This window comes from Bradyrhizobium sp. SZCCHNR2028 (genome assembly GCF_032380995.1).
Taxonomy (GTDB): Bacteria; Pseudomonadota; Alphaproteobacteria; order Rhizobiales; family Xanthobacteraceae; genus Bradyrhizobium.
Window position 1 is genome coordinate 19,810 of sequence record NZ_JAUHJF010000023.1, and the last position, 21,642, is coordinate 41,451.

Annotated in this window: 18 protein-coding genes; 10 read left to right on the forward strand and 8 right to left on the reverse strand. The window is 67.0% G+C overall.

What is annotated here, in order from left to right:
• Positions 1-8: 8 nt before the first annotated feature.
• Positions 9-884 carry a dihydrodipicolinate synthase family protein gene (locus QX121_RS27015; RefSeq protein ID WP_315813488.1) on the reverse strand — a complete coding sequence of 292 codons (876 nt, stop codon included), beginning with the start codon at positions 882-884 and terminating at the stop codon, positions 9-11.
• A gap of 482 nt (positions 885-1,366) precedes the next feature.
• Here QX121_RS27015 and QX121_RS27020 point away from each other — a divergent pair, with 482 nt between their 5' ends.
• Entirely contained in the window at positions 1,367-2,443 is a 1,077-nt protein-coding gene (locus QX121_RS27020) for a J domain-containing protein (protein WP_315813489.1), read from the forward strand.
• Positions 2,444-2,544: 101 nt separating this feature from the next.
• The gene (locus QX121_RS27025; RefSeq protein WP_315734324.1) at positions 2,545-3,681 is read left to right on the forward strand and encodes a GGDEF domain-containing protein; all 1,137 of its coding nucleotides are present in this window, start codon (positions 2,545-2,547) and stop codon (positions 3,679-3,681) included.
• 16 nt (positions 3,682-3,697) lie between these two features.
• Here QX121_RS27025 and QX121_RS27030 read toward each other — a convergent pair whose 3' ends face one another.
• Both QX121_RS27030 and QX121_RS27035 read right to left on the reverse strand, forming a co-directional pair.
• Positions 3,698-4,627, reverse strand: a complete 930-nt coding sequence (locus QX121_RS27030) for a GTP-binding protein (protein WP_315813490.1) — start codon at positions 4,625-4,627, stop codon at positions 3,698-3,700.
• Positions 4,624-6,117 carry an amidohydrolase family protein gene (locus tag QX121_RS27035; RefSeq protein WP_315813491.1) on the reverse strand — a complete coding sequence of 498 codons (1,494 nt, stop codon included), beginning with the start codon at positions 6,115-6,117 and terminating at the stop codon, positions 4,624-4,626. Before QX121_RS27035 ends, QX121_RS27030 begins: the two co-directional genes overlap by 4 nt.
• 215 nt (positions 6,118-6,332) lie before the next feature.
• Here QX121_RS27035 and ggt point away from each other — a divergent pair, with 215 nt between their 5' ends.
• Positions 6,333-8,006, forward strand: a complete 1,674-nt coding sequence (gene ggt / locus QX121_RS27040) for a gamma-glutamyltransferase (protein ID WP_315813492.1) — start codon at positions 6,333-6,335, stop codon at positions 8,004-8,006.
• 3 nt (positions 8,007-8,009) lie between these two features.
• On the opposite strand, the gene QX121_RS27045 is transcribed toward ggt, so the two are convergent.
• The 4 genes from QX121_RS27045 to QX121_RS27060 all read right to left on the reverse strand — a co-directional run bounded on the left by QX121_RS27045 (position 8,010) and on the right by QX121_RS27060 (position 13,215).
• A complete protein-coding gene (locus tag QX121_RS27045; RefSeq protein WP_315813493.1) occupies positions 8,010-9,560 on the reverse strand; it encodes a GMC family oxidoreductase in 1,551 nt (516 codons plus the stop codon).
• 85 nt (positions 9,561-9,645) lie between these two features.
• On the reverse strand, positions 9,646-10,980 hold the full coding sequence (locus tag QX121_RS27050) for an acyclic terpene utilization AtuA family protein (protein ID WP_315775392.1): 1,335 nt from the start codon (positions 10,978-10,980) through the stop codon (positions 9,646-9,648).
• Positions 10,981-11,084: 104 nt separating this feature from the next.
• Positions 11,085-12,209, reverse strand: coding sequence for a GGDEF domain-containing protein (locus QX121_RS27055; RefSeq protein WP_315813494.1), 1,125 nt, complete (start codon positions 12,207-12,209; stop codon positions 11,085-11,087).
• Between the two features lie 172 nt (positions 12,210-12,381).
• Positions 12,382-13,215: an SDR family oxidoreductase gene (locus QX121_RS27060; RefSeq protein ID WP_315813495.1), complete on the reverse strand. Its 834-nt coding sequence runs from the start codon at positions 13,213-13,215 to the stop codon at positions 12,382-12,384.
• Between the two features lie 128 nt (positions 13,216-13,343).
• Between QX121_RS27060 and xylB the strand changes: the two genes are divergently transcribed.
• The 7 genes from xylB (at position 13,344) to QX121_RS27095 (ending at position 19,896) form a co-directional block, all read left to right on the forward strand.
• Positions 13,344-14,789 carry a xylulokinase gene (gene xylB / locus QX121_RS27065; protein WP_315813496.1) on the forward strand — a complete coding sequence of 482 codons (1,446 nt, stop codon included), beginning with the start codon at positions 13,344-13,346 and terminating at the stop codon, positions 14,787-14,789.
• Between the two features lie 148 nt (positions 14,790-14,937).
• A complete protein-coding gene (locus QX121_RS27070; RefSeq protein ID WP_315783547.1) occupies positions 14,938-16,461 on the forward strand; it encodes a sugar ABC transporter ATP-binding protein in 1,524 nt (507 codons plus the stop codon).
• Positions 16,454-17,512, forward strand: a complete 1,059-nt coding sequence (locus QX121_RS27075; RefSeq protein ID WP_315813497.1) for an ABC transporter permease subunit — start codon at positions 16,454-16,456, stop codon at positions 17,510-17,512. The genes QX121_RS27070 and QX121_RS27075 overlap by 8 nt, the downstream gene beginning before the upstream one ends.
• 100 nt (positions 17,513-17,612) lie before the next feature.
• The gene (locus QX121_RS27080) at positions 17,613-18,560 is read left to right on the forward strand and encodes an ABC transporter substrate-binding protein (protein WP_315734349.1); all 948 of its coding nucleotides are present in this window, start codon (positions 17,613-17,615) and stop codon (positions 18,558-18,560) included.
• Between the two features lie 194 nt (positions 18,561-18,754).
• Positions 18,755-18,982, forward strand: coding sequence for a hypothetical protein (locus tag QX121_RS27085; protein WP_315813498.1), 228 nt, complete (start codon positions 18,755-18,757; stop codon positions 18,980-18,982).
• Between the two features lie 24 nt (positions 18,983-19,006).
• Positions 19,007-19,345: a Rieske 2Fe-2S domain-containing protein gene (locus tag QX121_RS27090; RefSeq protein WP_315734353.1), complete on the forward strand. Its 339-nt coding sequence runs from the start codon at positions 19,007-19,009 to the stop codon at positions 19,343-19,345.
• 83 nt (positions 19,346-19,428) lie between these two features.
• Complete coding sequence (locus tag QX121_RS27095) at positions 19,429-19,896, forward strand: J domain-containing protein (protein ID WP_315734355.1); 468 nt, start codon at positions 19,429-19,431, stop codon at positions 19,894-19,896.
• Between the two features lie 176 nt (positions 19,897-20,072).
• Here the strand turns inward: QX121_RS27095 and adh are convergent, their stop codons facing one another.
• On the reverse strand, positions 20,073-21,590 hold the full coding sequence (adh, locus tag QX121_RS27100; protein WP_315771753.1) for an aldehyde dehydrogenase: 1,518 nt from the start codon (positions 21,588-21,590) through the stop codon (positions 20,073-20,075).
• Positions 21,591-21,642 lie beyond the last annotated feature (52 nt).

Consider the following 21,642-nt stretch of genomic DNA (forward strand, 5'->3'; position numbering starts at 1 on the left):
TCTTGGCATTACCCCAGGCTGCTGAGGACCTCTTCGACGACCTTGCGCTGCTCGAGCGAGAGCGGGGCCTGGGGCGGCACGGGATCGCCGACGTCGTAGCCCTGGATCGACAGGCCGGCCTTGATGCAGGCCGCGAGGTTGAAGCGGGCGAAGGCCTCGTTGACGCGCCACAGCTTCTTCTGCAGCAGCATCGCATCGTCCCAGCGGGACGCCTTGCAGAGATTGTAGAGTTCGACGCTCTGGCGCGGGATGATGCAGGCCGGCCCGGCCATCCAGCCCTTGCCGCCGATCAGCATCACCGCCGCCGGAATGTGCGAGGACGCAGCGAACACCTTGATGGCGTCGCCGCAGCGAGTGATGATCGACAACAGCCGGCCGGTGTTGGTAGACGCGTCCTTGATGTAGTTGATGCGCGGATGCTCGGCGAGGCGCGCAATGACATCGAGCGACAGGTCCGAGCGCTGGAACTGGGGATTGGTGTAAATGACGATGGGAACGTCGACCGCATCGGCAATCGCCCGGAAATACGCCTCGATGCCGGCGTCGTTGACCGGGAAGTAGGCTTCGAGCACCGCCAGGATGCCGGTTGCGCCGCGCTTCTGGTAAGCCTTGGCCTGCGCCACCGCGTCAGCGATCGCGGTCGAGGCCACGCCTGCGATCACGGGAACGCGGCCCTGGGCCGCATCGATGGTCGTCTCCACGACGGCCATGCGCTGGGCGCGATCGAGATAGGCGAACTCACCGGTGGAGCCGAGCGGCGTCAGGCCGTGCACACCGGCATGGATCAGGTCGTCGCACAGACGCCCCAGCACCTCCGTACGGATCGTGCCATCCGCGCCGATCGGCGAGGCCAGGTAGGGAAAGACACCGTGAAATTCAGCCATGCGGCCGGTATAGCGGCCGGGCCGCTGGTTCCGCAAGCAGGCGCCTGATCGCGGGCGGCTTCCGCTGCACGGAGCGTTTCCAAAAACGGCGTCCGCCCTGGCGGAACCTGGCTCGCGCGGGCGGGTGAGCGACGGTGCCACACTGCTGCGGCAATCGCATGTTGTCGCAAATAACTGACCTGCCAATCAGCTCCCGTTAAATCCGGCTTCAAACTTTCTCTTCACCATAGAGGAAGATCCGGCGGCGGAGGCGGCTAGAGAGCAGCGACTCAATCTGAGATTGCGCGCTCCATGACGAGGAAAGACGAGCGCGATGGCTCAAACACGGCAAAAATGGCTACGAACTTCGCCATTTTCAGTCATTTTTCCGCCGGATTGACCAACCATCATGCCAAGCGGAAACAGTTAGTACGAGTGCTCCAGCGTAAATTCGCCGTAGGAATTTCGATCGGAGACGAGGGAAGCCTGCAGCGAGAACGACGATGAAGACGCTTTACGATTTACTCGGAGCTCTTCCGGACGATGACGCTGACGATATCCGGGTGGCCTTCCGCAAAGCGGTCAAAGAGAGCCACCCCGACGTCAATCCCGGCGATCCGGACGCCGCGCTGCGGTTTCGACAGATCATCCGCGCCAACGACATTCTTGGCGACAAGGAGCAGCGCACGGCCTATGACCGGCTGCTCGGCGCCGCGCAGGACGAGCATCGGCAGGATTCCAAGCTCGCCGTCGTCGCCAAGGTGCACAAGGTCGCGTCCGGCGTGATGGCGCTGGCCGGCGCGTCCGCCTTGGCGCTGACGGGCTACCTCCTATTCACCCACATGTCCTCGGCATCCGTCGCGCCGCTCGAGCCGATCGTGGTTGCGACCAACAAGGTAAAGCCGAACCAGGTTCCCGCCAGGCCGATCGACAGCCTCACTGACGCGGCGACGGCCAGCGACGCGGCCGCGAATCCCGGCAGCGACCCGGCTGCCGGCACGACGGTCGGCAACGGCAATGCGTCGAGCAGCAATGCCTCAGCTCCCGCCGAGCCGCTGCCGTTGCGGGTCAGCAAGGTGGACGTGGTCTATTCGGCCGAGCAGGAGCGTACGCCCTGCGCGGCGGGCGCGACCGCGCCATGCACGGCAGATGCAATGCTCGCCGGCGGCACGGCGTCGAGCGAGGCCCAGGCCCGTCACGATCGCGGCATGGCCGCGTTCCAGAAGGGCGATTTCGCGGCGGCGCTGGCCGATCTCGACGCCGCGATCCAGCTCGATCCCCGTTACCACGAGGCCTATATCGACCGCGGCATCGTGTTCTATCGCATGCGCAAGTTCGACCGCGCCTTTGCCGACGTCGCGGCCGCAAAGCGCATCGAGAAGACCAACCGCGCCGTGCTCGACGCGATGGCGAAGCGTCAGCCGCTGCGGCCGCTGAAGCTCGAGCCGCCCAAATCCGACATCAAGGCGGAAACGCCGAAGGCCGAGGCGCCGAAAGTGGCGACGGCGGCGCCGATGCCCTCGCGAATGTCGACGGCGACGCCGATCTACCCGACCACCGATCCCAGCCGCGCGCCTTGAGCGATTGCCGGATTGACGAAGATTTAAGGTAACTTCGAACCTTCGTCGCGCGAACCGTTCAAGCCCATCAACTGTTAGGAAAGGTGTCGCATGGTGTCCCCATGGGACACGGGCTGCTTTCCAGATTCATCCATCCGAACCCGGCGATCCGGCGCGAGCTCGTCGATCTCCTGTACACCTCTCTGCCGCAGGTCATGTCGATCAATGCGGCCGCCATCACCGGCTCTGTCACGCTTGCGGTCCTGCACGACGATCCCGGCTACATCGCGATCTCGTTCGCGATCATCGTCAACGCCATCGGTCGCGTCGTCAGCCTGCTGCGCTACAAGCAATATGCGGGGCGCCTGTCCGATCGCGACGTGATCCTCTGGGAGAAGGTCTACGCCGCGGGCGCCGCCGCCTTCGGCCTTGCGCTTGGGGCCCTCACCTTTCGCGCGTTCCAGCTCAACGATGCTCCGGGCGCATGGATCGCCTTCGGCCTGTCGATGTCCTATTGCGTCGGCATGGTGTCCCGCGCGGCGATCCGCCCGTGGGTCGTGCTGACGACCACCGCCGTGCTGCTCGCCCCGACGCTGATCGCCGGATTGATGCGCCCCGAGCTGCCCTATCAGCTCGGCGCCGTTCTGCTGGTGCTGTTCTGGTTTTCGATCCGCGAGGCATCGCGTCATCTCAGCACCGCGTTCATCGAACGGCTCGAGGCCAAGCACGCACTGGCCCGCCAGGCCAACCATGATTTCCTGACCGGCCTGCCGAACCGCGCCGCCTTCCTGGCCGCGCTTGAACGCGCGGTCGGGACCATCGCGATCATTGCCATCGACCTCGACGGTTTCAAACCTGTCAACGACCGCCACGGGCACCACGCGGGCGACGAGCTGTTGCGGCAAGTCGCGACCCGGCTGTCGAGCTGTGTCGGCCCGGGCGGCCTCGCCGCGCGCTTCGGCGGTGACGAGTTCATGCTGCTGAGGCCGGTCGCGCGCGGCGCGAACGGACGCGACGAGGCGCTGGGGCTCGCGCGCGAGGCGGTCCGCTCGCTATCGATGCCGTTCCTGCTGTCCGACATACCCGTGGTGATCGGCGCCAGCGCCGGCCTGCTGGTGAACGACCGGCCGCTCACGGACGAGGCCATGGACGAGGTGCTGCGCGAGGTCGACAGCGCGCTCTACGCCGCCAAGCGCGCCGGGGGCGGCTGCTGCACCTGGGCCGAAGCCGCCGACGGCGCATTGCGGCAGGCGAGCTGACGCGCGCCCTTCGATCTCAAACGACGACCATCTCGCGCAGCAGTGCGTCGATCTCGGCGGCGTCGAGCTCACCTTCGCGTCCGATCAGCACGAGCTGGGCCGTGAGGCCGTCCGCGGGCGGCACCGGCGATGGCGCCAACGTCCCGCGCGTCGCCACCGACTGAAACAGGATCGGCTGTCCCGGATGGTCGGTGAACAGCAGGATGCCCTTGATGCGCAGCGTGCGCGGCGCGAGCTTTCCGATCACCTGCTGAAAGCGGGCCAGCGACAGCGGAGCACGGGAGGTCCAGGTGAGGGTTGCGAAAGGTTGCGACATCGTCGGCACCTGCTTGGGCAGCTCTCGCGGCGCGCGAATGTCGCGGCTGAACAGCAGGTCCGGCGCGACGATGCCATGGGCGATCTCGAAGATCGCCGATTGCGGCTTGGTGCGGCCCACGACGGCGCGAACCTCGTCGAGGGCGGCGCGGTCGAGCAGGTCGGCCTTGCTCAGCAGCACGAAATCGGCGGCGCGCAGCTGCGAGCGCCACAGCGCGTCGTGCTCGATCTCAGGATCGTCGCGCAGCCGCTGCGGATCGACCAGCGTGACCACGGTCTCGAGCGGCGCGACCTTGAAGATCACGGGATCCATCAGGTTGCGAATGATCTCGGCCGGATCGGAAATGCCGGATGTCTCGATCGCAATCGCATCGGGGACCGGATAGCGCTTGATGACGGAGGACAGCGTGCGCAGCAGGTCGCCCTGCAGCGAGCAGCAGATGCAGCCGTTCTTCAGGCTGATCACCTCCTCCGTCACCGTGCCGAGCAGTTGGGCGTCGATGTCGACCGTGCCGAAGTCGTTGACGATGGCGGCGATGCGCCGCCCGTCCGGATTGGCGAGCAGATGATTGAGCAGGGTCGTCTTGCCGGCGCCGAGCGATCCGGCAACCAGCAGGACCGGGACGATCATGACAGGACCGGACGGCGCACCGCCTGTCCCGGCCTGACATCGCGAACAAGATCACCATTTGCGATGACGGCGCGGCCATGGACGAGCAGATGCCGCACGCCCTCGGACGGCCGGTTCATGTTGAGGAAGTCGGCGCGGTCGCGCAGGCTGGCGAGATCGAGCACCGCGATGTCGGCGTCGCAGCCGGCCTGCAGCCGTCCCTTCTTTCGCATCGCGGGCGTCGATGGTTCCAGAATCCGGGCCGGGATCAGCGTGCACTTGGCGAGGCCCTCCATCAGCGGCACCGCCTTGCGGTCCAGCACCCATTCGCGCAGGAATTTTGTGAACGTCGCCGACGAGCGCGGATGCGACACTGCGTCGTCCGGCAACGGCCAGGCGTCGCCGGTGTAGTCCGTGCCGTTGGACAGGATCCACGGCATCGCGTCCGACGCGATGGCGCCCCCTGGAAACAGCACGGAGACGTCGAGCAGGTCGCGGTGGCGCTGGTTGACGGCGACATCGAGGAAATGGATCAGCACCAATGCGCCGGGATCTTCCTGCTGCCGCGCGAGCAATTCGTCGCGGCTGCCGAGACGATGACGCTCGGCGACCATCTCGATCGCGTCATAGCCGGTGCCCATGCGCTGGCAGAACGCCGGATCGGCGAAGAAGCCGGCGCCGACCACCGTCGAGCCGGTCCCGTAGGGATAGGCTTCAGTCGTGACTTTGAGGCCCTGCGCCTGCGCGGTCTGCACCAGCTCGGCGCAGCGCTCGACATCCTGCAGGCTGGTGCTGTTGAAATGGCAGATGTGCATGTGGGCACCGGTCGAGCCGGCAAGCCCGATCAGCCGCGTATAGGCGTCGACCGAGCTGCGCGGATCGACATTCGACATGTAGGCAATGTGCGTATAGGTCGGCACGTTCTGCTTGGCAGCCAGGCTGCACAGCTCCGACAGCTCCTTCATGCCGGTGCCGGGCGCATACGCATTCGGGAAGGCGATGCCAAGGCCGCCCTGCTCCAGCCCCTGCCGGGTGCGCTCGACGATCTCCGCGGTCTCGGCCGCAGTCGCGACCTCCTCGACCCAGCGCTTGTCGCGCATCGCCTCGCCCATGCCGGCGATGCTGGATGCGGTCTGCTGCGTCGTCATCGTCGCGATGCGCGCGAACACCCAGCCGGAAGCGGCGCCATAGTTGAGAAGGCGGCCGATCGCCGCCTGCTCGTCATACCATCGTGCCACCGGCATGACGCCGATCTCGAGCTCGAGCGTCGTGGTGACGCCGTCGAACGCCTGCATGCGGTCCGCCGGCAGCGACTGGCCGTGCGCGTGCAGATCGATGAAGCCGGGCACGACGGCAAGGCCGGCCGCATCGATGACCTGATCCGCCGCTCCGGTGACGTCGCCCACGGCGGCGATCGCGCCATCCTTGATCGCGACGTCGGCGGTGACGTCGAGTTGCGTTTCGGGGTCGAGCACGCGGCCGCCGCGAATGATCAGATCGTAGTGAGGCATGAATCAGCTGGGCTCGCAAAGTGGAACTGCGCGCAGGCCTAACACAGATGCGCGGCGATGAGAACGCGGCGGGAGAGATCGATGCTCTCCGAGCCATGCGTGACGCACTTATCAGTTCGTCGAACTGGGGCGCCGCTCTTCCCCTTGCGCAAGGGATCGGTCAGGATTGCGAAAAACGACCTCTCGGCATCCGCCGTTCGACAGAGGAGACCCGAATGGCTTCGCCCACACGGCGCATCGCCGACTTCACCTGCGAGAAGCAGCCGGCGACGGGCTCGCGCGGGATGGTCGTCACCAACCATCCGCTCGCCTCCAGCGCCGGCGCCGAGATGCTGATACGCGACGGCAATGCGATCGATGCCGCGGTCGCTTCCCTGTTTGCGCTCACCGTGGTCGAGCCGATGATGGTCGGAATTCTCGGTGGCGGCCTGTCGCACATCCGCCTCGCCGACGGCCGCCACGTCGTGCTCGACGGCCTGAGCACCGCGCCGTCGCGCGCTGACCCCGGCATGTACGATCCGGTCTCCGACGAGATCGCGTTGGCGCGTGAGACCCGCGGCCGCCGCAATGTCATCGGCGCGCTGGCGGTCGCCGTGCCCGGCGCGCTGAGGGGATGGTGCGAGGCGCTGTCACGCTACGGCCGGCTGCCGCTGGCCGAGGTGATGGCGCCGGCGATCCGGCTCGCCGAGCATGGTTTCATCGCCAGCCCCTATCTCAACGACTGCGTGCGACTGGTCGCGAGCGATCTCGCGCGCGATCCGCGTCTCGCCGCGCTGTTCCTGCCCGGCGGCGCGCCGGTGAAGGCCGGCACGCGCGTCATCCAGAGCGACTACGCGGCATCGCTGCATCTGATCGCGGACCAGGGACCCGGGGCGCTCTACGGCGGAGCGCTCGGTGCCGCGCTGGCCAGCTACATGGCGGAGAACGGCGGCTTGATCGATGCCGCGGATCTCACCGCCTACCGCGTGACCGAGCGCGCGCCGATCCGCGGCCTCTATCGAGGCCATGAGATCATCGGCCCGCCGCCGCCCTCCTCCAGCGGCGTGCACATCGTGCAGATGCTGAACATCCTCGAAGGCTTCGATGTCGGCGGGCTCGGCTTCGGTTCGGCCGATGGCGTGCATCTGCTCGCCGAAGCGCTGAAGATCGCCTTCGCCGACCGCGCGGTCGCCACTGCCGATCCCGCTTTCGTCGACGTGCCGGTCGAGCGGCTGACGTCGAAGGCCTATGCCGCGGAGCGGCGGGCGCAGATCGACATGAGCCGGGCTCGGAGTTTCGCCCTGGGCCTTGCGCCAACGGAGTCCGCCAACACCACCCATGTCACGGTCGCCGATGCCGAGGGCAACGTCGTCGCCGCGACCCAGACCATCAATGGCCTGTTCGGCGCCTGCGTGCAGATCCCGGGCACCGGCATGACCGCCAACAACTACATGTACAATTTCGATCCGCACCCGGGCCGCGCGCTGTCGATCCAGCCGGGCAAGCGTGTCTTCACCTCGATGGCGCCGATGATGGCGCTGCGCGACGGCCGCTTGCGCTATGCGCTCGGCCTGCCCGGCGGCTTGCGCATCTTTCCCTCGGCCTTCCAGGCGCTGGTCAACCTGATCGACCACGGCATGTCGCTGCAGGAGGCGGTCGAGGCGCCGCGGCTGTGGACCCAGGGCGGCGTGCTCGAGCTGGAGCCGGCGTTTCCCGAAGCCGTCGCGGCGGAGCTTGCCGCACGCGGCCACGAGATCAGGCGCGAGCCGGTTGTGGCCGGCGGCATGAATGCGATTGCGTTCGGCGACGACGGCACGCTGACAGGGGCCGCGTGCTGGCGCGCCGACGGCACGCCGATCGCGATCTCCGGCGGGCGCGCCCGCGCCGGGCTTCGCTTCGCGATCGCGTAGCGCCTACCGCCCCGCTCGCATCATCCGCGCGATCGCCTCGCCGATCACCACCGTCGTCAAGTGGGTGTTGGCGCGACAGTCGGACGGCATGATCGAGGCGTCGGCGACGCGAAGCCCCGCAATCCCCTTCGCGGTGCCATCCGGATTGACCACGCCATCGTCATCGTTGACGCCGCTCATGCGGCAGCTCCCCGCGGCGTGCTGGATGTCGCCGGTGACCTGGCGCAGCAGCGCGTCGAGCTCGGCATCGGGCAGCGCCGCCGCCTGCGGCAGCGTGAGCTCCGTATCGCCGAGGCGAATCCAGTCGGCGATCTCGCGCAGCGCCGGCTGCACCGTGATCACGGCGAGCCGCTTCACGGCGTCGCGCATCCGCGCGATATCGCGCGGATCGGCCAGCATGTTCTCCTCGACGATCGGATCCACGCTCGGATCAGTCGAGGCGAGCTTGAGCGTGCCGCGTGAGAAGGCGTTGAACAGGCCGGCGCCGATCGCGCCGGGGATCCCGATGCCGCGGTGATTGAACGCGATCAGGATCATGTCGCGCTTGCCGCCGCCGGCAAGGCCCGATGAGTAAGTGACGCAGCAATTGGTATGGCGCGTATCGCGATCGGTCGGACGCAGCTCCTCACGCAACTGAATGGTGGTGCGGAACAGCGGGTGATCGAAGAAGTGCCGGCCGACGGGAAGATCGCGCACGACGGCAAGCCCCATCGCCTGCAGATCCGCCGCGGGGCCGATCCCCGAGCGCAGCAGGATCGCGGGGCTGTGGATGGCGCCGGCGCACAGCACGACCTCGCGCGCCGCGACGTTTTTCACGCCTTCACCTTCGATGTGGACGCGCACGCCGGTCGCCCTGCCGTCGCTGATCAGGAGCCGATCGACCAGCGCCCGTCCGCGAATCTCGAGGTTCGAACGGCCGCGGGCCGGCTCGAGATAACCCTCATTGGTGGAAATACGGCGGCCGTTGCGGCTGTTGATCGGATAGCAGGCGACGCCTTCGCCGTCGGGCCCGTTGAGATCGTCGCACCAGGGATAGCCGCTCGCCAGCGCAGCATCGCGCAAGCCGCGGTCGATCGGGCCCCACTTGTCAGGCGGTGCGCGGTAGACCGGAAGCGGGCCGCCGCGACCGTGCCCCTCGCGATCGCCAAGCGCGAGCTCGTCCTCGATCACCGAGAACAGCGGCATGACCTCCTTGGCTGACCATCCCGTACAGCCATTGGCCGCCCATTCGTCGAACGCATCGGCCACACCGCGGATCGCGATCTGGCCGTTCATCATCGAGCTGCCGCCCAGCCCTTTGCCACGCCAGTAGAAGCGCATGTCCTGCCCGGCGACGCGGCGGGACATCAGCTGCGGCCACTGCCATTTCTCCTGGAAGGCGCGATCATGGATGATCGGAATCGGATTGGGCGTCACGATCTCCCACGGCGCGTCGTCCGCGCGCCAGTCGGCGCCGGCTTCCAGCAGCAGGACCCGCGTCTGGGAGTCTTCCGACAGGCGCGCAGCGACGGCCGCTCCCGCCGAGCCGCCGCCGACGACAATGACGTCATACATGGACTGAATTCTCGCTGTTCTCAGGCATCGCAACCATGACCACCAGCTTGCGCTGCCGGGAGCGATCCGTGAAGCCCTCGAAAGCTCAAGCCACCAGCATGCCGACGCAGAGCTGCGGCACGTCCTCGGGAACGAGACAGGAAGCGACGGCGATCACCTCGCGCGCCGATTTCCAGGCGCCGCCGCCGCCGGCCGGGCCATTGGTGTAGAGCGTCTCGACCTCGTTGCCGATGCGGACCGCCTCCGCCATCGTCTCGGTCCGCCCGGCGACGCGAACGCGCACCTCGTAGGGCTCGGCGACTTGTCCGCGATCGTCGCCATGCAGCGCATTCATCCCGATCAGGTCGCAGCGCAGCTCGCTCGTCGCCACGCCGATGAGTGCGAGGCGCTCACGGACGATATCGAGCGCGAGGCGGCCACGCGCGACTGCGCCAGGGCCGGCATAGGAGATCTGCCCCTCGCCGACATAGCTATCGAGATAGCCCACCGAGGTCTTCAACAGTCCCGTCTTCGGCCGGCCGCGGCCGCCGACCACCCTGACCCGGTCCGGACCAAGCTCCTCGACGGTCACCTGCGAGAAATCCGCCACGACGTCGGGTTGGAAATATTGCTCGGGATCGTGGATCTCGTACAGCAGTTGCTCCTTCACGGTCGCCGGCGTGACGCAGCCGCCGGAGCCCGCGACCTTGGTCACGATCAGTTCGCCATCCTCGCGCACCTCGCCGATCGGAAAGCCGAGCCGGGCGAGATCGGGAACATCCTTCACTCCGGGGTCCGCGAAATAACCGCCGGTGATCTGCCCGGCGCATTCGAGCAGATGACCGACGACGGTGCCCTGCCCGAGCCGGTCCCAATCATCCAGGGCCCAGCCGAACTCGTGGATCAGAGGTCCGAGAAACAGCGCCGGGTCGGCGGCGCGCCCGGTGATCACGACATCCGCGCCGGCCGCGAGCGCCTCCGCGATCGCGCCCGCCCCGACATAGGCGTTGGCCGAGACGACCCGATTGCCGAGGGCCCGGATCGTGTCGCCGGTGTCGAGCACGACATCCGCTGTCTTCAACGGCTCAAGAACATCGTCGCCGGTCACGGCCGCGATCTTCAGCCCCGCCAGTCCAAGCCGGCGCGCCATGGTGCGGGTGGCTTCGGCCGCGGCGACCGGATTGGCCGCACCCATGTTGGTGACGATACGGACGTTGTTGGCGCGGCAGATCGGCAGCACGGCCTGCATGCGCGCCGCCAGCAGCGGATCATAGCCGGCGGCCGGATCCTTCATGCGCGCCTGCTGCGCCAGCGCGATCGTGCGCTCCGCCAGGCACTCGAACACGAGATAGTCGAGGCCGCCCTTCGCCGCGAGCTCCACCGCAGGCTCGATCCGGTCGCCGGAATAGCCCGCTCCGGCGCCGATCCTGATGCTCCGCATCGGCCGCTCCTCCTGACATCATGCCGTTCGTCGGCTTCTGCCGATCACACTAGCGGCCGCGGTCCGACCTTGCCAGCGTCCGCATGGAACGGTCAGGCATGCTGCTAGTCCGCGAGCGCCAGCGTCGGCGCCTCGCTGCTCGCCGTGCATGTGACGGCAACGGCGATGTGCTCGTCAGCCCAGCACCATCGCTGGCCGCCGGCGCGCTTGGCCGCATAGAGCGCGCGATCGGCCTGGTCGAGCAGAGACTCCGTGTCGGCCTGCCGATCATCGGTAACCAGAATGCCGGCGCTGGCACTGATCTGAACGCGCATTCCGGTCAAGACAAACGGTTGCGACAGTGCCGTCACCGCGGCTTGCGCCAGCACGAGCGCGGCGTCGCGTCCCACCGCAGGCAGCAGCAGCATGAATTCGTCACCGCCGAACCGCGCCGCAAGGCCGGCGTCCCCGAGACAGTCCTGCAGGCGTGCGCCGACCTGACGCAGCAGCTCGTCACCGGCCTGATGGCCGAACTGGTCGTTGACGAGCTTGAAACCGTCGAGATCGACCGCGATGATGGCGACGGGGCGATCGCAACGGCCGAGTGCGGCGATGAACGCGGCGCGGTTCGGCAGGCCGGTGAGGAAATCGCACAGCGCCTGCCGCGCCAAGGCCTGCTGCGCCGTGATCCGCTCGGTGAAGGCAGCCGTGAGGCGATAGGACGTGCCGCGCAGCGTGATCCAGAACAGCACCACCATGCCGGCGCCCATCCGGTACACCGGCTCGGGCTGCATCAGGCAGGACACCACGGTCGGAATCAGCAGCACCGCCGAGGAGGTCATGACGATCCATGGGCTGACACGCGACACGATGCCGACGCAGAAGGCCATCGACAGGCCGAAGCACATCCAAATGCCGGGCCCGTCGCCGATCTGAAACGCGCGTGCCGACAACGCACCGACGGCCAGACCGAAGGCGGCAGCGCCGAGGCCGTAGAGGCGTTCCCAGCGAATGATGCCATCGTGATCGAGCCGATCGAAGCGCGCCGCGAACATCCGCAGCTTGATCACACGAAGGGCACCGATCACCAGCAGCACCACCGTGATCGCGGCGTAGCCCGGATCGCGCGCAACCCAGGCCATCACGCTGCCGATCACGACGGCGGCGGCCGAGATCGTCCCGACCAACGGCATCGAGCTGTACAGCAGATGCGCGAGATCGCGACGAATGTCCGGGTCCAATCGATGCATCGCAATTCCAGTTCGCCAGGCGCGCGCACTCTCGTACCCACGCCTTAACGAAATCTCGCTGCACCCGCGAAGGGCTGCCATGCGCGGCGGATGCTTAAGAGAACCTCACCACGACGACGACAATGCGAATGATGGCAGGCGCACGGCGCGCAAGACCGATGCTGGCGCCGGATCAGCTCGCCCAATTGTCTCGGAATTCGCCGAACAGCGTAATGCCGCCGCACGCATAGATCGTCTGCCCGGTGATGTAGCTCGCCTCGGCCGAGGCGAGAAAGGCGAACACGCCGGCGATCTCTTCCGGGCTCGCCACCCGCCCCATCGGAATATGAGACTCGACCGCGGCGCGCTTGACCGGGTCGTCGGTCCAAGCCGCGTTGATCGGCGTGTCGACCGCGCCGGGGCCGACAGAATTGACGCGAATGCCGCGCCCGGCGAATTCGAGCGCCAGCGTCCGTGTAAGACCCGCCATCGCGCTCTTGCTGATCGAATAAGCGAGATAGCCAGGCTTCGGAATGATCTGGTGCACGCTCGAGGTGTTGATGATGTTGCCGCCGCCGCGCGCGACGAAATGCGCCAGCGCGTGACGCGCGCAGAGCACGGCGCCGTTGAGGTTGACCTCGAGAATCTTGCGATACGTGTCGACGTCGAGCGCATCGCTGGGCGATTCCCGCTGGAAGCCGGCATTGTTGACTAGGCAGTCGAGCCTGGGCCAGCGCGTCAGCACCGTCTCGAACATCTCGGCGATCTCGGCCTCGACGCCGATGTCGGCCTTCACGGCGAAATGATCACGTGCGCCGTGACCGTGAGCGGCGGAGGCCGCCTGCACCAGCGCCAGGGTTTCGTCGCCGGACGGCGACGGACCACCGAAATTGATCGCGACATGCGCGCCCTCCTCGGCGAACCGCACCGCGATCGCGCGGCCGATGCCTTGCGCCGCGCCCGTCACCAGCGCGTAGTGTCCGACGAGACGCGACGCCCGTTCGGCTGGTTGGTCAGATGGCTCCATGTCTCGGCTCCTTGAAAATGATCTCGCCTCGGCGCGCTGCGATGACTCGCGTTCGGATGACAAGGCTATCAGGAGTCTGGTATCGCTCCACTCCATATCCGTCATTGCGCACGCAGGCGTGAGGCGTCATGTATCTCGGCATCGATCTTGGAACATCCGCGGTCAAGACGATCATCGTCGATGCTGCGCAGCGCGTCGTTACGAGCCGCAGCCACGCCTTGACGATGGACGTGCCGCGACCGGGCTGGGCCGAGCAGGACCCCGCCGCATGGATCGCCGCGGTGTTCGCCACGCTCGATGCGCTCAAGGTCGATCATCCCGGCGCGGTGGCGGCGGTGGAAGCCATCGGTCTGTCGGGCCAGATGCATGGCCCGGTGCTGCTCGATACCGCCATGAATCCGTTGCGGCCGTGCATTCTCTGGAACGATGGCCGGTCGGAGCGCGAATGCGTCGCGCTGGAGCAGCGCTGGCCCGCTTTGCGCAAGATCACCGGCAACAAGGCGATGCCCGGCTTCGCCGCGCCGAAGCTCATGTGGATCGAGGCGCACGAGCCGGAGATTTTCGCGGCCACGCGGCTGGTTCTGCAGCCGAAGGCCTATGTCCGGCTGGTGCTGTCGGGCGAGGCGATCGAGGACATGTCCGATGCGTCCGGCTCGCTCTGGCTCGATGTCACCAGGCGCGACTGGTCGGACGAGGGCCTTGCCGCCACGCGCCTCACGCGTGCGCAGATGCCGCGCCTCGTCGAAGGCTGCGCGCCGGCAGGCCGGTTGCGCAGCGACCTCGCGGAACGCTGGGGCATGACGAAGCGCCCAACCATCGCGGGCGGCGCCGGCGACAACCCGGCCGGCGCCGTCGGCATCGGTGCTGTCAGACCGGGCGCCACGTTCATCACGCTCGGCACGTCCGGCGCCGTGATCACGGCGGTCGACACCGTCACGGCCAATCCCGAGCGGGTCGTTCACACCTTCTGTCATGCCATCCCGGCGATGTGGCTGCAGGCTGGCGCGATGCTGTCGGCGGCCTCATGCCTCGCCTGGGTTGCGCGGCTGCTCGGCGCGAGCGAGACCGAGCTGCTTGCGCCGCTGGGCACCCGGCCCGCCATGCCATCGCCGGTCAGCTTCCTGCCCTATCTTGCGGGCGAGCGGACGCCGCATGACGATCCCCATGTCCGCGGCCTGCTCGACGGCCTGAGCCATGCCACCGACCGCAACGCCATCGTTCAGGCGGTGCTCGAGGGCGTTGCCTTCGCCCTGGCCGACTGCCGCGACGCGTTGACGGAAACCGGCCTTGTGATTGCCGAGGCGGATGCGATCGGCGGCGGATCGCGCTCCGACCTTTGGCTCGCGATCCTGGCGAATGTCCTCGACATCCCCATTCATCGGCTGGCCGAGAGCGAGACCGGCGCCGCCTTCGGCGCAGCGCGGCTGGCACGTCTTGCCGTCACCGGCGAGGACATCGGTGCCGTCTGCACGCCGCCGGCGCGCGTGCAGACCTTCGCTCCGGACATCCCGCTGTCGGCAGCCTATGCCGAGCGGCGGCCGCGCTGGCGACAGCTCTACCGTCGGCCGAGCTGAACGCATCTCCGAAAGGCCACCGTCGCGGCGACGTGTTGCAGCGGCGTCTCTTTCATATTGTATTCGGCAACAGCCTCTAGTTTAATGGCTTCCCGCGCCAGCGATCAACGAGCCGCGGACGACTAGACGACGTGCATTGGGAGGCACGATGAGCGGTCCGATCCTCGAGATGCGCGGGGTGTCGAAGTCATTCTTCACCATCAAGGCCCTGCACAAGGTCGACCTCACCGTCTACGCCGGCGAAGTCCATGCGCTGATGGGCGAAAACGGTGCCGGCAAATCCACGCTGATGAAGATTCTCTCCGGCGCCTATCGCCCGGATCCCGGCGGTGAGATCCGCATCGAGGGCCGGCCGGTGCGCATCGAAGGGCCGATGGGCGGCCGCAACGCCGGCATTTCGATCATCTACCAAGAGTTGTCGCTGGCGCCGAACCTGACGGTCGCCGAAAACATCTATCTCGGACGCGAGCTGTCGCAGAGCGGCCTGCTCGCGCGCGGCACCATGCGCGAGGGCGCTGGACCGATCCTGGACCGGCTCGGCGCCGATTTCACAGCCTCCACCCTGGTGGCCGAGTTGTCGATGGGCCAGCGCCAGCTGGTCGAGATCGCCCGCGCGCTGCATGCACGATCCAAGATCCTGATCATGGACGAGCCGACCACCTCCCTGTCGGCCGGCGAAAGCGAGAAGCTGTTCGCGCTGATCCGCCAGCTCCGCGCCGAAGGGCTCGCCATCATCTACATCTCGCATCGCATGGACGAGGTCTATGCGCTCGGCGACCGCGTCACCGTGCTGCGCGATGGCCGGCTGGTCGGCTCGCTGGACAAGCCGGAGATCCGCGCCGACAGCATCGTCCGCATGATGGTCGGTCGCGACGTGTCGTCATTCTACAAGAAAGACCACGACCCGCACGCCAAGCGTGACCGCGCGGTGCTCAGCGCCGTCGATCTCGGCGACGGCCATCGCGTCAAGAACTGCTCGCTGACCGTTCACGCCGGCGAGGTCGTCGGCCTCGCCGGGCTGATCGGCGCCGGGCGCACCGAGCTCGCGCATCTCATCATCGGGGCTGCGCCGAAGACGACGGGACACATCGAGCTCGACGGCGAGGAGGTCAGCATCGACACGCCGCGCGATGCGCTCGATGCGGGCATCGCCTATCTGACCGAGGACAGGAAGGCGCTCGGGCTGTTCCTCGACATGTCCTGCGCCGACAACATCAACCTTGCCGTGATCGGGCGTGACGCGAAGCTCGGCGGCCTTCTCGACCGCGACAAGGCGCGCGCACGCGCCGACGAGGCGTTCAGCGCGCTGGGCATTCGCGCCCCCAATCCGGGCGTCACCGTCGGCGGCCTGTCGGGCGGCAATCAGCAGAAGGTGCTGCTGTCACGCCTGCTCGCGACCGCACCGAAGGTCCTGATCCTCGACGAGCCGACCCGCGGCGTCGATGTCGGCGCCAAGTCCGAGATCTACTCGATCATCGACAATCTCGCCAAGTCCGGCACCGCAATCCTGGTGATCTCGTCCGACCTGCCGGAGATTCTCGGCATCTGCGACCGCGTGCTGGTGATGCGCGAGGGACATCTGGTCGGCGACCTGCAGCAGAGCACGACATCACCCATCACCCAGGAAGACATCATGGCGCTGGCCACCGGGACGGAGCACGTCGATGCCTGACAACAGCCAAGCTCAAGTCAAGCCCGCGCCAGCGCAGATCAAGGCCGCGCCGGCACCGAGCCTCGCGGCATCGGACAACAAGCAGCAGCGGCTGCGGCTGATGATCCGCGCCGCCGGCATGCTGCCGGTGCTGCTCATCCTCTGCGTCGGCTTCCATATGCTGTCCGAAGGACGATTCTTCACCGGACAGAATCTCGGAATCGTGCTGCAGCAGGCCGCGGTGAATACCGTGCTCGCCGCCGGCATGACCTTCGTCATCCTGACCGGCGGCATCGATTTGTCGGTCGGCTCGATCCTCGCCGCGGCTGCAATGGCCGGCCTGACACTGTCGAAGATGCCCGATCTCGGCGCACTGTGGCTGCCGGCCGCGGTGCTGACGGGCCTCGCCTTCGGCGTCATCAATGGCGCGTTGATCGCGCTGTTGCGGCTGCCGCCCTTCATCGTGACACTCGGCTCGCTCACGGCGGTGCGCGGTCTCGCCCGCCTGATGGGTGGCGACACCACCGTGTTCAACCCATCGATTCCCTACGCCTTCATCGGCAACGCCTCGCTGACGATCATCCCCGGCGTCGTATCGATCCCCTGGCTGTCGGTGATCGCGCTGCTGGTGATCCTTGGCTCCTGGCTGATCCTGCGCCGGACCGTGCTCGGCGTGCACATCTATGCCGTCGGCGGCAATGAAAGCGCGGCGCGGCTCGCCGGCATCAAGGTCTGGGCCGTCCTGATCTTCGTCTACGGCATGTCCGGCCTGCTCGCCGGCCTCGGCGGCGGCATGCAGGCGGCGCGGCTCTATGCGGCGAACGGCCTGCAGCTCGGCCAGTCCTACGAGCTCGACGCCATCACCGCGGTCATTCTCGGCGGCACGTCGTTCGTCGGCGGCATCGGCTCGATCTGGGGCACCTTGGTCGGCGCCCTCATCATCGCGGTGTTGTCGAACGGGCTCATCTTGGTCGGCGTGTCCGACATCTGGCAATACGTCATCAAGGGCCTCGTGATCATCGGCGCCGTCGCGCTCGACCGCTACCGGCTGCAGGGCTCGGCCCGCACCTGAGACAACATGGCGGGCGCCATCGAGGCCCGCCGCAACGGATTCTTCCACGGCCACTGGTCCGCCGTGCGTAGACGAACAGGAAGGACCAGGGAGGAAACACATGGTCAAGTCGATGTTATCAGCCGGTGCCGCGCTGGCGCTCGTGATGAGCTCCGCGCCGTCATCGGCCAAGGAGCTGAAATCGATCGGCGTGTCGCTGGGCTCGCTCGGCAACCCGTTCTTCGTCGCGTTGTCGAAGGGCGCCGAATTCGAGGCCAAGAAGACCAATCCCAACGTCAAGATCACCGCGGTCGGCTTCGAATATGATCTCGGCAAGCAGGTCACCCAGATCGACAATTTCATCGCCGCCGGCGTCGACATGATCCTGCTCAACCCCGGAGATCCCAAGGCGATCGGCCCCGCGATCAAGAAGGCGCAGGCGGCCGGCATCCTCGTCGTTGCGGTCGACACCGCGGCCGAGGGCGCCGACGCCACCGTGACGACCAACAACGTGCAGGCCGGCGAGATCTCGTGCCAGTACATTGTCGACAAGCTCGGCGGCAAAGGCGACGTCATCATCGAGAACGGGCCGCAGGTGTCGGCGGTGATCGACCGCGTCAACGGCTGCAAGAGCGTGTTCGCCAAGGCTCCCGGCATCAAGGTTCTCTCCAGCGACCAGGACGGCAAGGGCTCGCGCGAGGGCGGCCTCACGGTGACGCAGGGCTATCTCACCCGCTTCCCGAAGATCGACGCCATCTTCGCCATCAACGATCCCCAGGCGATCGGCACTGATCTCGCCGCGCGTCAGCAGCAGCGCACCGGCATCATCATCACCGCGGTCGACGGCGCCCCGGACATCGAAGCCGCGCTGAAGGATCCGGCCTCGCAGCAGATCCAGGCCTCGGCCTCGCAGGACCCGTTCTTCATGGCGCGCCGGGCCGTGCAGATCGGCGTCAACATCCTCAACGGCCAGAAGCCGGCCTCGACCGTCGAACTGCTGCCGTCCAAGCTGATCACGCGCGACAATGTCGGCGAGTACAAGGGCTGGACCTCCGAGCGCAAGGAGTAGAAATCGGCCGCTTCGCTTCTACCAAGCCCCCCGGCAACGCCGCCCTCACGGGCGGCGTTCTTCTTGGAACGAACCGCTGGACGCGCTCTATCAGGTTCTGAACGGCGCAGGCGTCGTCAAACTCGGCGACGACATCAAGGCCGGAACGACGAACCTGCCCTTGAAAGTCCGTCTCAAGGTCGCCAATGCGGTGAATGCTCGACGAGCCCGGCGCAGAGCGCCTGTTCGGCAAGGGCGACCTGCTGTGCGACCTCGGCCGCGGCCTGGTGCGCGCCCAGTTCCTGTTCATTCCCCAGCGGAATTCCTCGCCGCGCTCGGACGCAAATAGGACCGCGCCATCCAAGGCCATGTCGCATTTGCGACAACGACCCGCTGTTTGTTGCTGCTTTTCGCTGGTCCGGAATTTGCGTGAGCCTGCCTGACGGCACCAATCAGCAGGCGATCCCATGGCTTTCACCGCAGTCTGTCCGACAAGCGCCATGACCGAAGGCGGCATGGGCCTGTACCAGGTCGGCAAGAAGAGCGTGCTGCTGCTCTGGCCTCACGGCGGCGAGCTGAAGGCCTATCGCGGCCGCTGCCCGCATGCCGACGTGCCGCTGACCGAGGCGACGTTCGACGGCAAGACCATCACCTGCCCGCACCATCAATGGGGCTTCGACGGCGTGAACGGCAAGTGCGTCACGCATCTCGTCCGCAACGCGCTGCACGGCTACCCGCTGCAGGTCGAAGGCGGCGAGATTCAGGTCGACGTCGGTCCTGTCAAGCAGGCCCGGTCGCCGGCTTGATCGGCCCATCGAAGATGGGAACAAACGCCGGGCACTCCCCTGTCCGCGTTGCGGAGGGAGGCCGTATCGACGAGTTCAGCAGCATGACGGGCGCCGCCGAATGGGTGATCTGGAATGGGTCGATAGGGATCGTCGACACGGTCCGGCTCGGCTCCATCACCGACGGCGCAACGGGACGGCTCGCACGGCTCGCGCCACCCTACGACGTCGTCGGGCCGTTCAGCCTCGACGAATTGGAGACCCACGGCCGCATCGTCTTCGGCTCCTGCCTCGTCATGTCGCAACGACGCTGGCGCGAGGATCAGGATGCGTTGCGGATCGAGGCGCGGGCCGCGCGTCGCGCCTTGTGGGATCGGCTCGCGCGCGACCAGAACGACGACGCCTTTCGCGCAATCCTCGAGCTACCCCTGCAGGGTATGCTGACGGCTACACACATCAAAGCTGCGTTCCGCCGGCTGGCCAAGTCCGCGCATCCCGACGCCGGCGGCAGCAATGAACTTTATCGACGCATTTCCGAGGCACGCGATGCGCTGCTGGCGCGGTTGGAGTGACGATCGCGAGCGATGACGTGACCGACAGCCACGAAATGACCAAGCGGAGCGAACCAGGAGCGGGATCCGAGCCGGCGCCCGAGCCAGCCGGACGCTCTCGTGCGACCGGCTGACATGCAGTCAAAAAGAGCAAGCCGGTCGGGGCGCTCATGCCCGACCGGCCCGGCTCCCAGCCTTTAGAAGAAGCCGAGCTTCTTCGGGCTGTAGCTGACCAGCATGTTCTTGGTCTGCTGATAGTGGTCGAGCATCACCTTGTGGGTCTCGCGACCGACGCCGGACTGCTTGTAGCCGCCGAACGCCGCATGCGCCGGATAGGCGTGATAGCAATTGGTCCAGACACGCCCCGCCTGGATATTGCGGCCGAAGCGGTAGCAGGTGTTGGCGTCGCGGCTCCACACGCCGGCGCCAAGGCCGTAGAGCGTGTCGTTGGCGATCGCCAGCGCCTCGTCCTCGGTCTTGAAGGTCGTGACCGAGACGACGGGTCCGAAGATCTCCTCCTGGAACACGCGCATCTTGTTGTGTCCCTTGAACACCGTCGGCTTGACGTAATAGCCGCCGGCGAGATCGCCGCCGAGCACGTTGCGCTCGCCACCGATCAGGAGCTGCGCGCCCTCGTTCTTGCCGATGTCGATGTAGGACAGGATCTTGGACATCTGCTCGGCGGAGGCCTGCGCGCCGATCATGGTCGCCGGATCGAGCGGGCTGCCCTGCACGATCGCGCCGACACGCTGCAGCGCGCGCTCCATGAAGCGCTCATAGATCGATTCGTGGATCAGCGCGCGGCTCGGGCAGGTGCAGACCTCGCCCTGGTTGAGCGCGAACATCACGAAGCCCTCGATCGCCTTGTCGAGGAAGTCGTCGTCCTCGGCGCAGACGTCCTTGAAGAAGATGTTGGGCGACTTGCCGCCGAGCTCGAGCGTGACCGGGATCAGGTTCTGCGAGGCGTATTGCATGATCAGCCGCCCCGTCGAGGTCTCACCGGTGAAGGCGATCTTGGCGATGCGGTTGGAGGAGGCCAGCGGCTTGCCCGCCTCTAAGCCGAACCCGTTGACGACGTTGAGCACGCCCGGCGGCAGCAGGTCGCCGACGATCTCCATCAGCACGAGGATCGAGGCCGGGGTCTGCTCGGCCGGCTTGAGCACGACGCAGTTGCCCGCGGCGAGCGCGGGCGCGAGCTTCCACGCCGCCATCAGGATCGGGAAATTCCACGGAATGATCTGACCGACGACGCCGAGCGGCTCGTGGAAGTGATAAGCGATGGTGTCGTGGTCGATCTCGGCGATCGAGCCTTCCTGGGCCCGGATCACGCCGGCGAAATAGCGGAAGTGATCGATGGCGAGCGGGATGTCGGCGGCGGTGGTCTCGCGGATCGGCTTGCCGTTGTCCCAGGTCTCGGCGAGCGCAAGCTTGTCGAGATTGGCCTCCATGCGGTCGGCGATCCTGTTGAGGACCATCGCGCGCTCGGTGACGCTGGTGCGCGCCCAGCCGTCCTTGGCGGCATGCGCGGCGTCGAGCGCGGCCTCGATGTCGGAGGCATCGGAGCGCGCGATCTCGCACACCGGCTGGCCGGTGATCGGCGAGATGTTGTCGAAATATTTGCCGGCGTTGGGGGCCTTCCAGGCACCGCCGATGAAGTTGTCGTAACGCGCAGCGAAAGGCGGCTTGAACGCCGCATTGACGTCAACCTTGGTCATCTCTCTCTCCCATTCACGCCGATGCACACGGCGTTGGAGAGAGGCTCGATCA

Bases quoted from the DNA above. Each gene is read 5' to 3' on its own strand.
- QX121_RS27090 (WP_315734353.1), top strand. From the start codon at position 19,007: ATGGCTTTCACCGCAGTCTGTCCGACAAGCGCCATGACCGAAGGCGGC.
- adh (WP_315771753.1), bottom strand. From the start codon at position 21,590: ATGACCAAGGTTGACGTCAATGCGGCGTTCAAGCCGCCTTTCGCTGCG.
- QX121_RS27070 (WP_315783547.1), top strand. From the start codon at position 14,938: ATGAGCGGTCCGATCCTCGAGATGCGCGGGGTGTCGAAGTCATTCTTC.
- QX121_RS27085 (WP_315813498.1), top strand. From the start codon at position 18,755: ATGCTCGACGAGCCCGGCGCAGAGCGCCTGTTCGGCAAGGGCGACCTG.
- QX121_RS27055 (WP_315813494.1), bottom strand. From the start codon at position 12,209: ATGCATCGATTGGACCCGGACATTCGTCGCGATCTCGCGCATCTGCTG.
- QX121_RS27095 (WP_315734355.1), top strand. From the start codon at position 19,429: ATGACGGGCGCCGCCGAATGGGTGATCTGGAATGGGTCGATAGGGATC.
- QX121_RS27080 (WP_315734349.1), top strand. From the start codon at position 17,613: ATGGTCAAGTCGATGTTATCAGCCGGTGCCGCGCTGGCGCTCGTGATG.
- QX121_RS27060 (WP_315813495.1), bottom strand. From the start codon at position 13,215: ATGGAGCCATCTGACCAACCAGCCGAACGGGCGTCGCGTCTCGTCGGA.
- QX121_RS27015 (WP_315813488.1), bottom strand. From the start codon at position 884: ATGGCTGAATTTCACGGTGTCTTTCCCTACCTGGCCTCGCCGATCGGC.
- QX121_RS27045 (WP_315813493.1), bottom strand. From the start codon at position 9,560: ATGTATGACGTCATTGTCGTCGGCGGCGGCTCGGCGGGAGCGGCCGTC.
- xylB (WP_315813496.1), top strand. From the start codon at position 13,344: ATGTATCTCGGCATCGATCTTGGAACATCCGCGGTCAAGACGATCATC.
- QX121_RS27050 (WP_315775392.1), bottom strand. From the start codon at position 10,980: ATGCGGAGCATCAGGATCGGCGCCGGAGCGGGCTATTCCGGCGACCGG.
- ggt (WP_315813492.1), top strand. From the start codon at position 6,333: ATGGCTTCGCCCACACGGCGCATCGCCGACTTCACCTGCGAGAAGCAG.
- QX121_RS27035 (WP_315813491.1), bottom strand. From the start codon at position 6,117: ATGCCTCACTACGATCTGATCATTCGCGGCGGCCGCGTGCTCGACCCC.
- QX121_RS27030 (WP_315813490.1), bottom strand. From the start codon at position 4,627: ATGATCGTCCCGGTCCTGCTGGTTGCCGGATCGCTCGGCGCCGGCAAG.
- QX121_RS27020 (WP_315813489.1), top strand. From the start codon at position 1,367: ATGAAGACGCTTTACGATTTACTCGGAGCTCTTCCGGACGATGACGCT.
- QX121_RS27075 (WP_315813497.1), top strand. From the start codon at position 16,454: ATGCCTGACAACAGCCAAGCTCAAGTCAAGCCCGCGCCAGCGCAGATC.
- QX121_RS27025 (WP_315734324.1), top strand. From the start codon at position 2,545: ATGGGACACGGGCTGCTTTCCAGATTCATCCATCCGAACCCGGCGATC.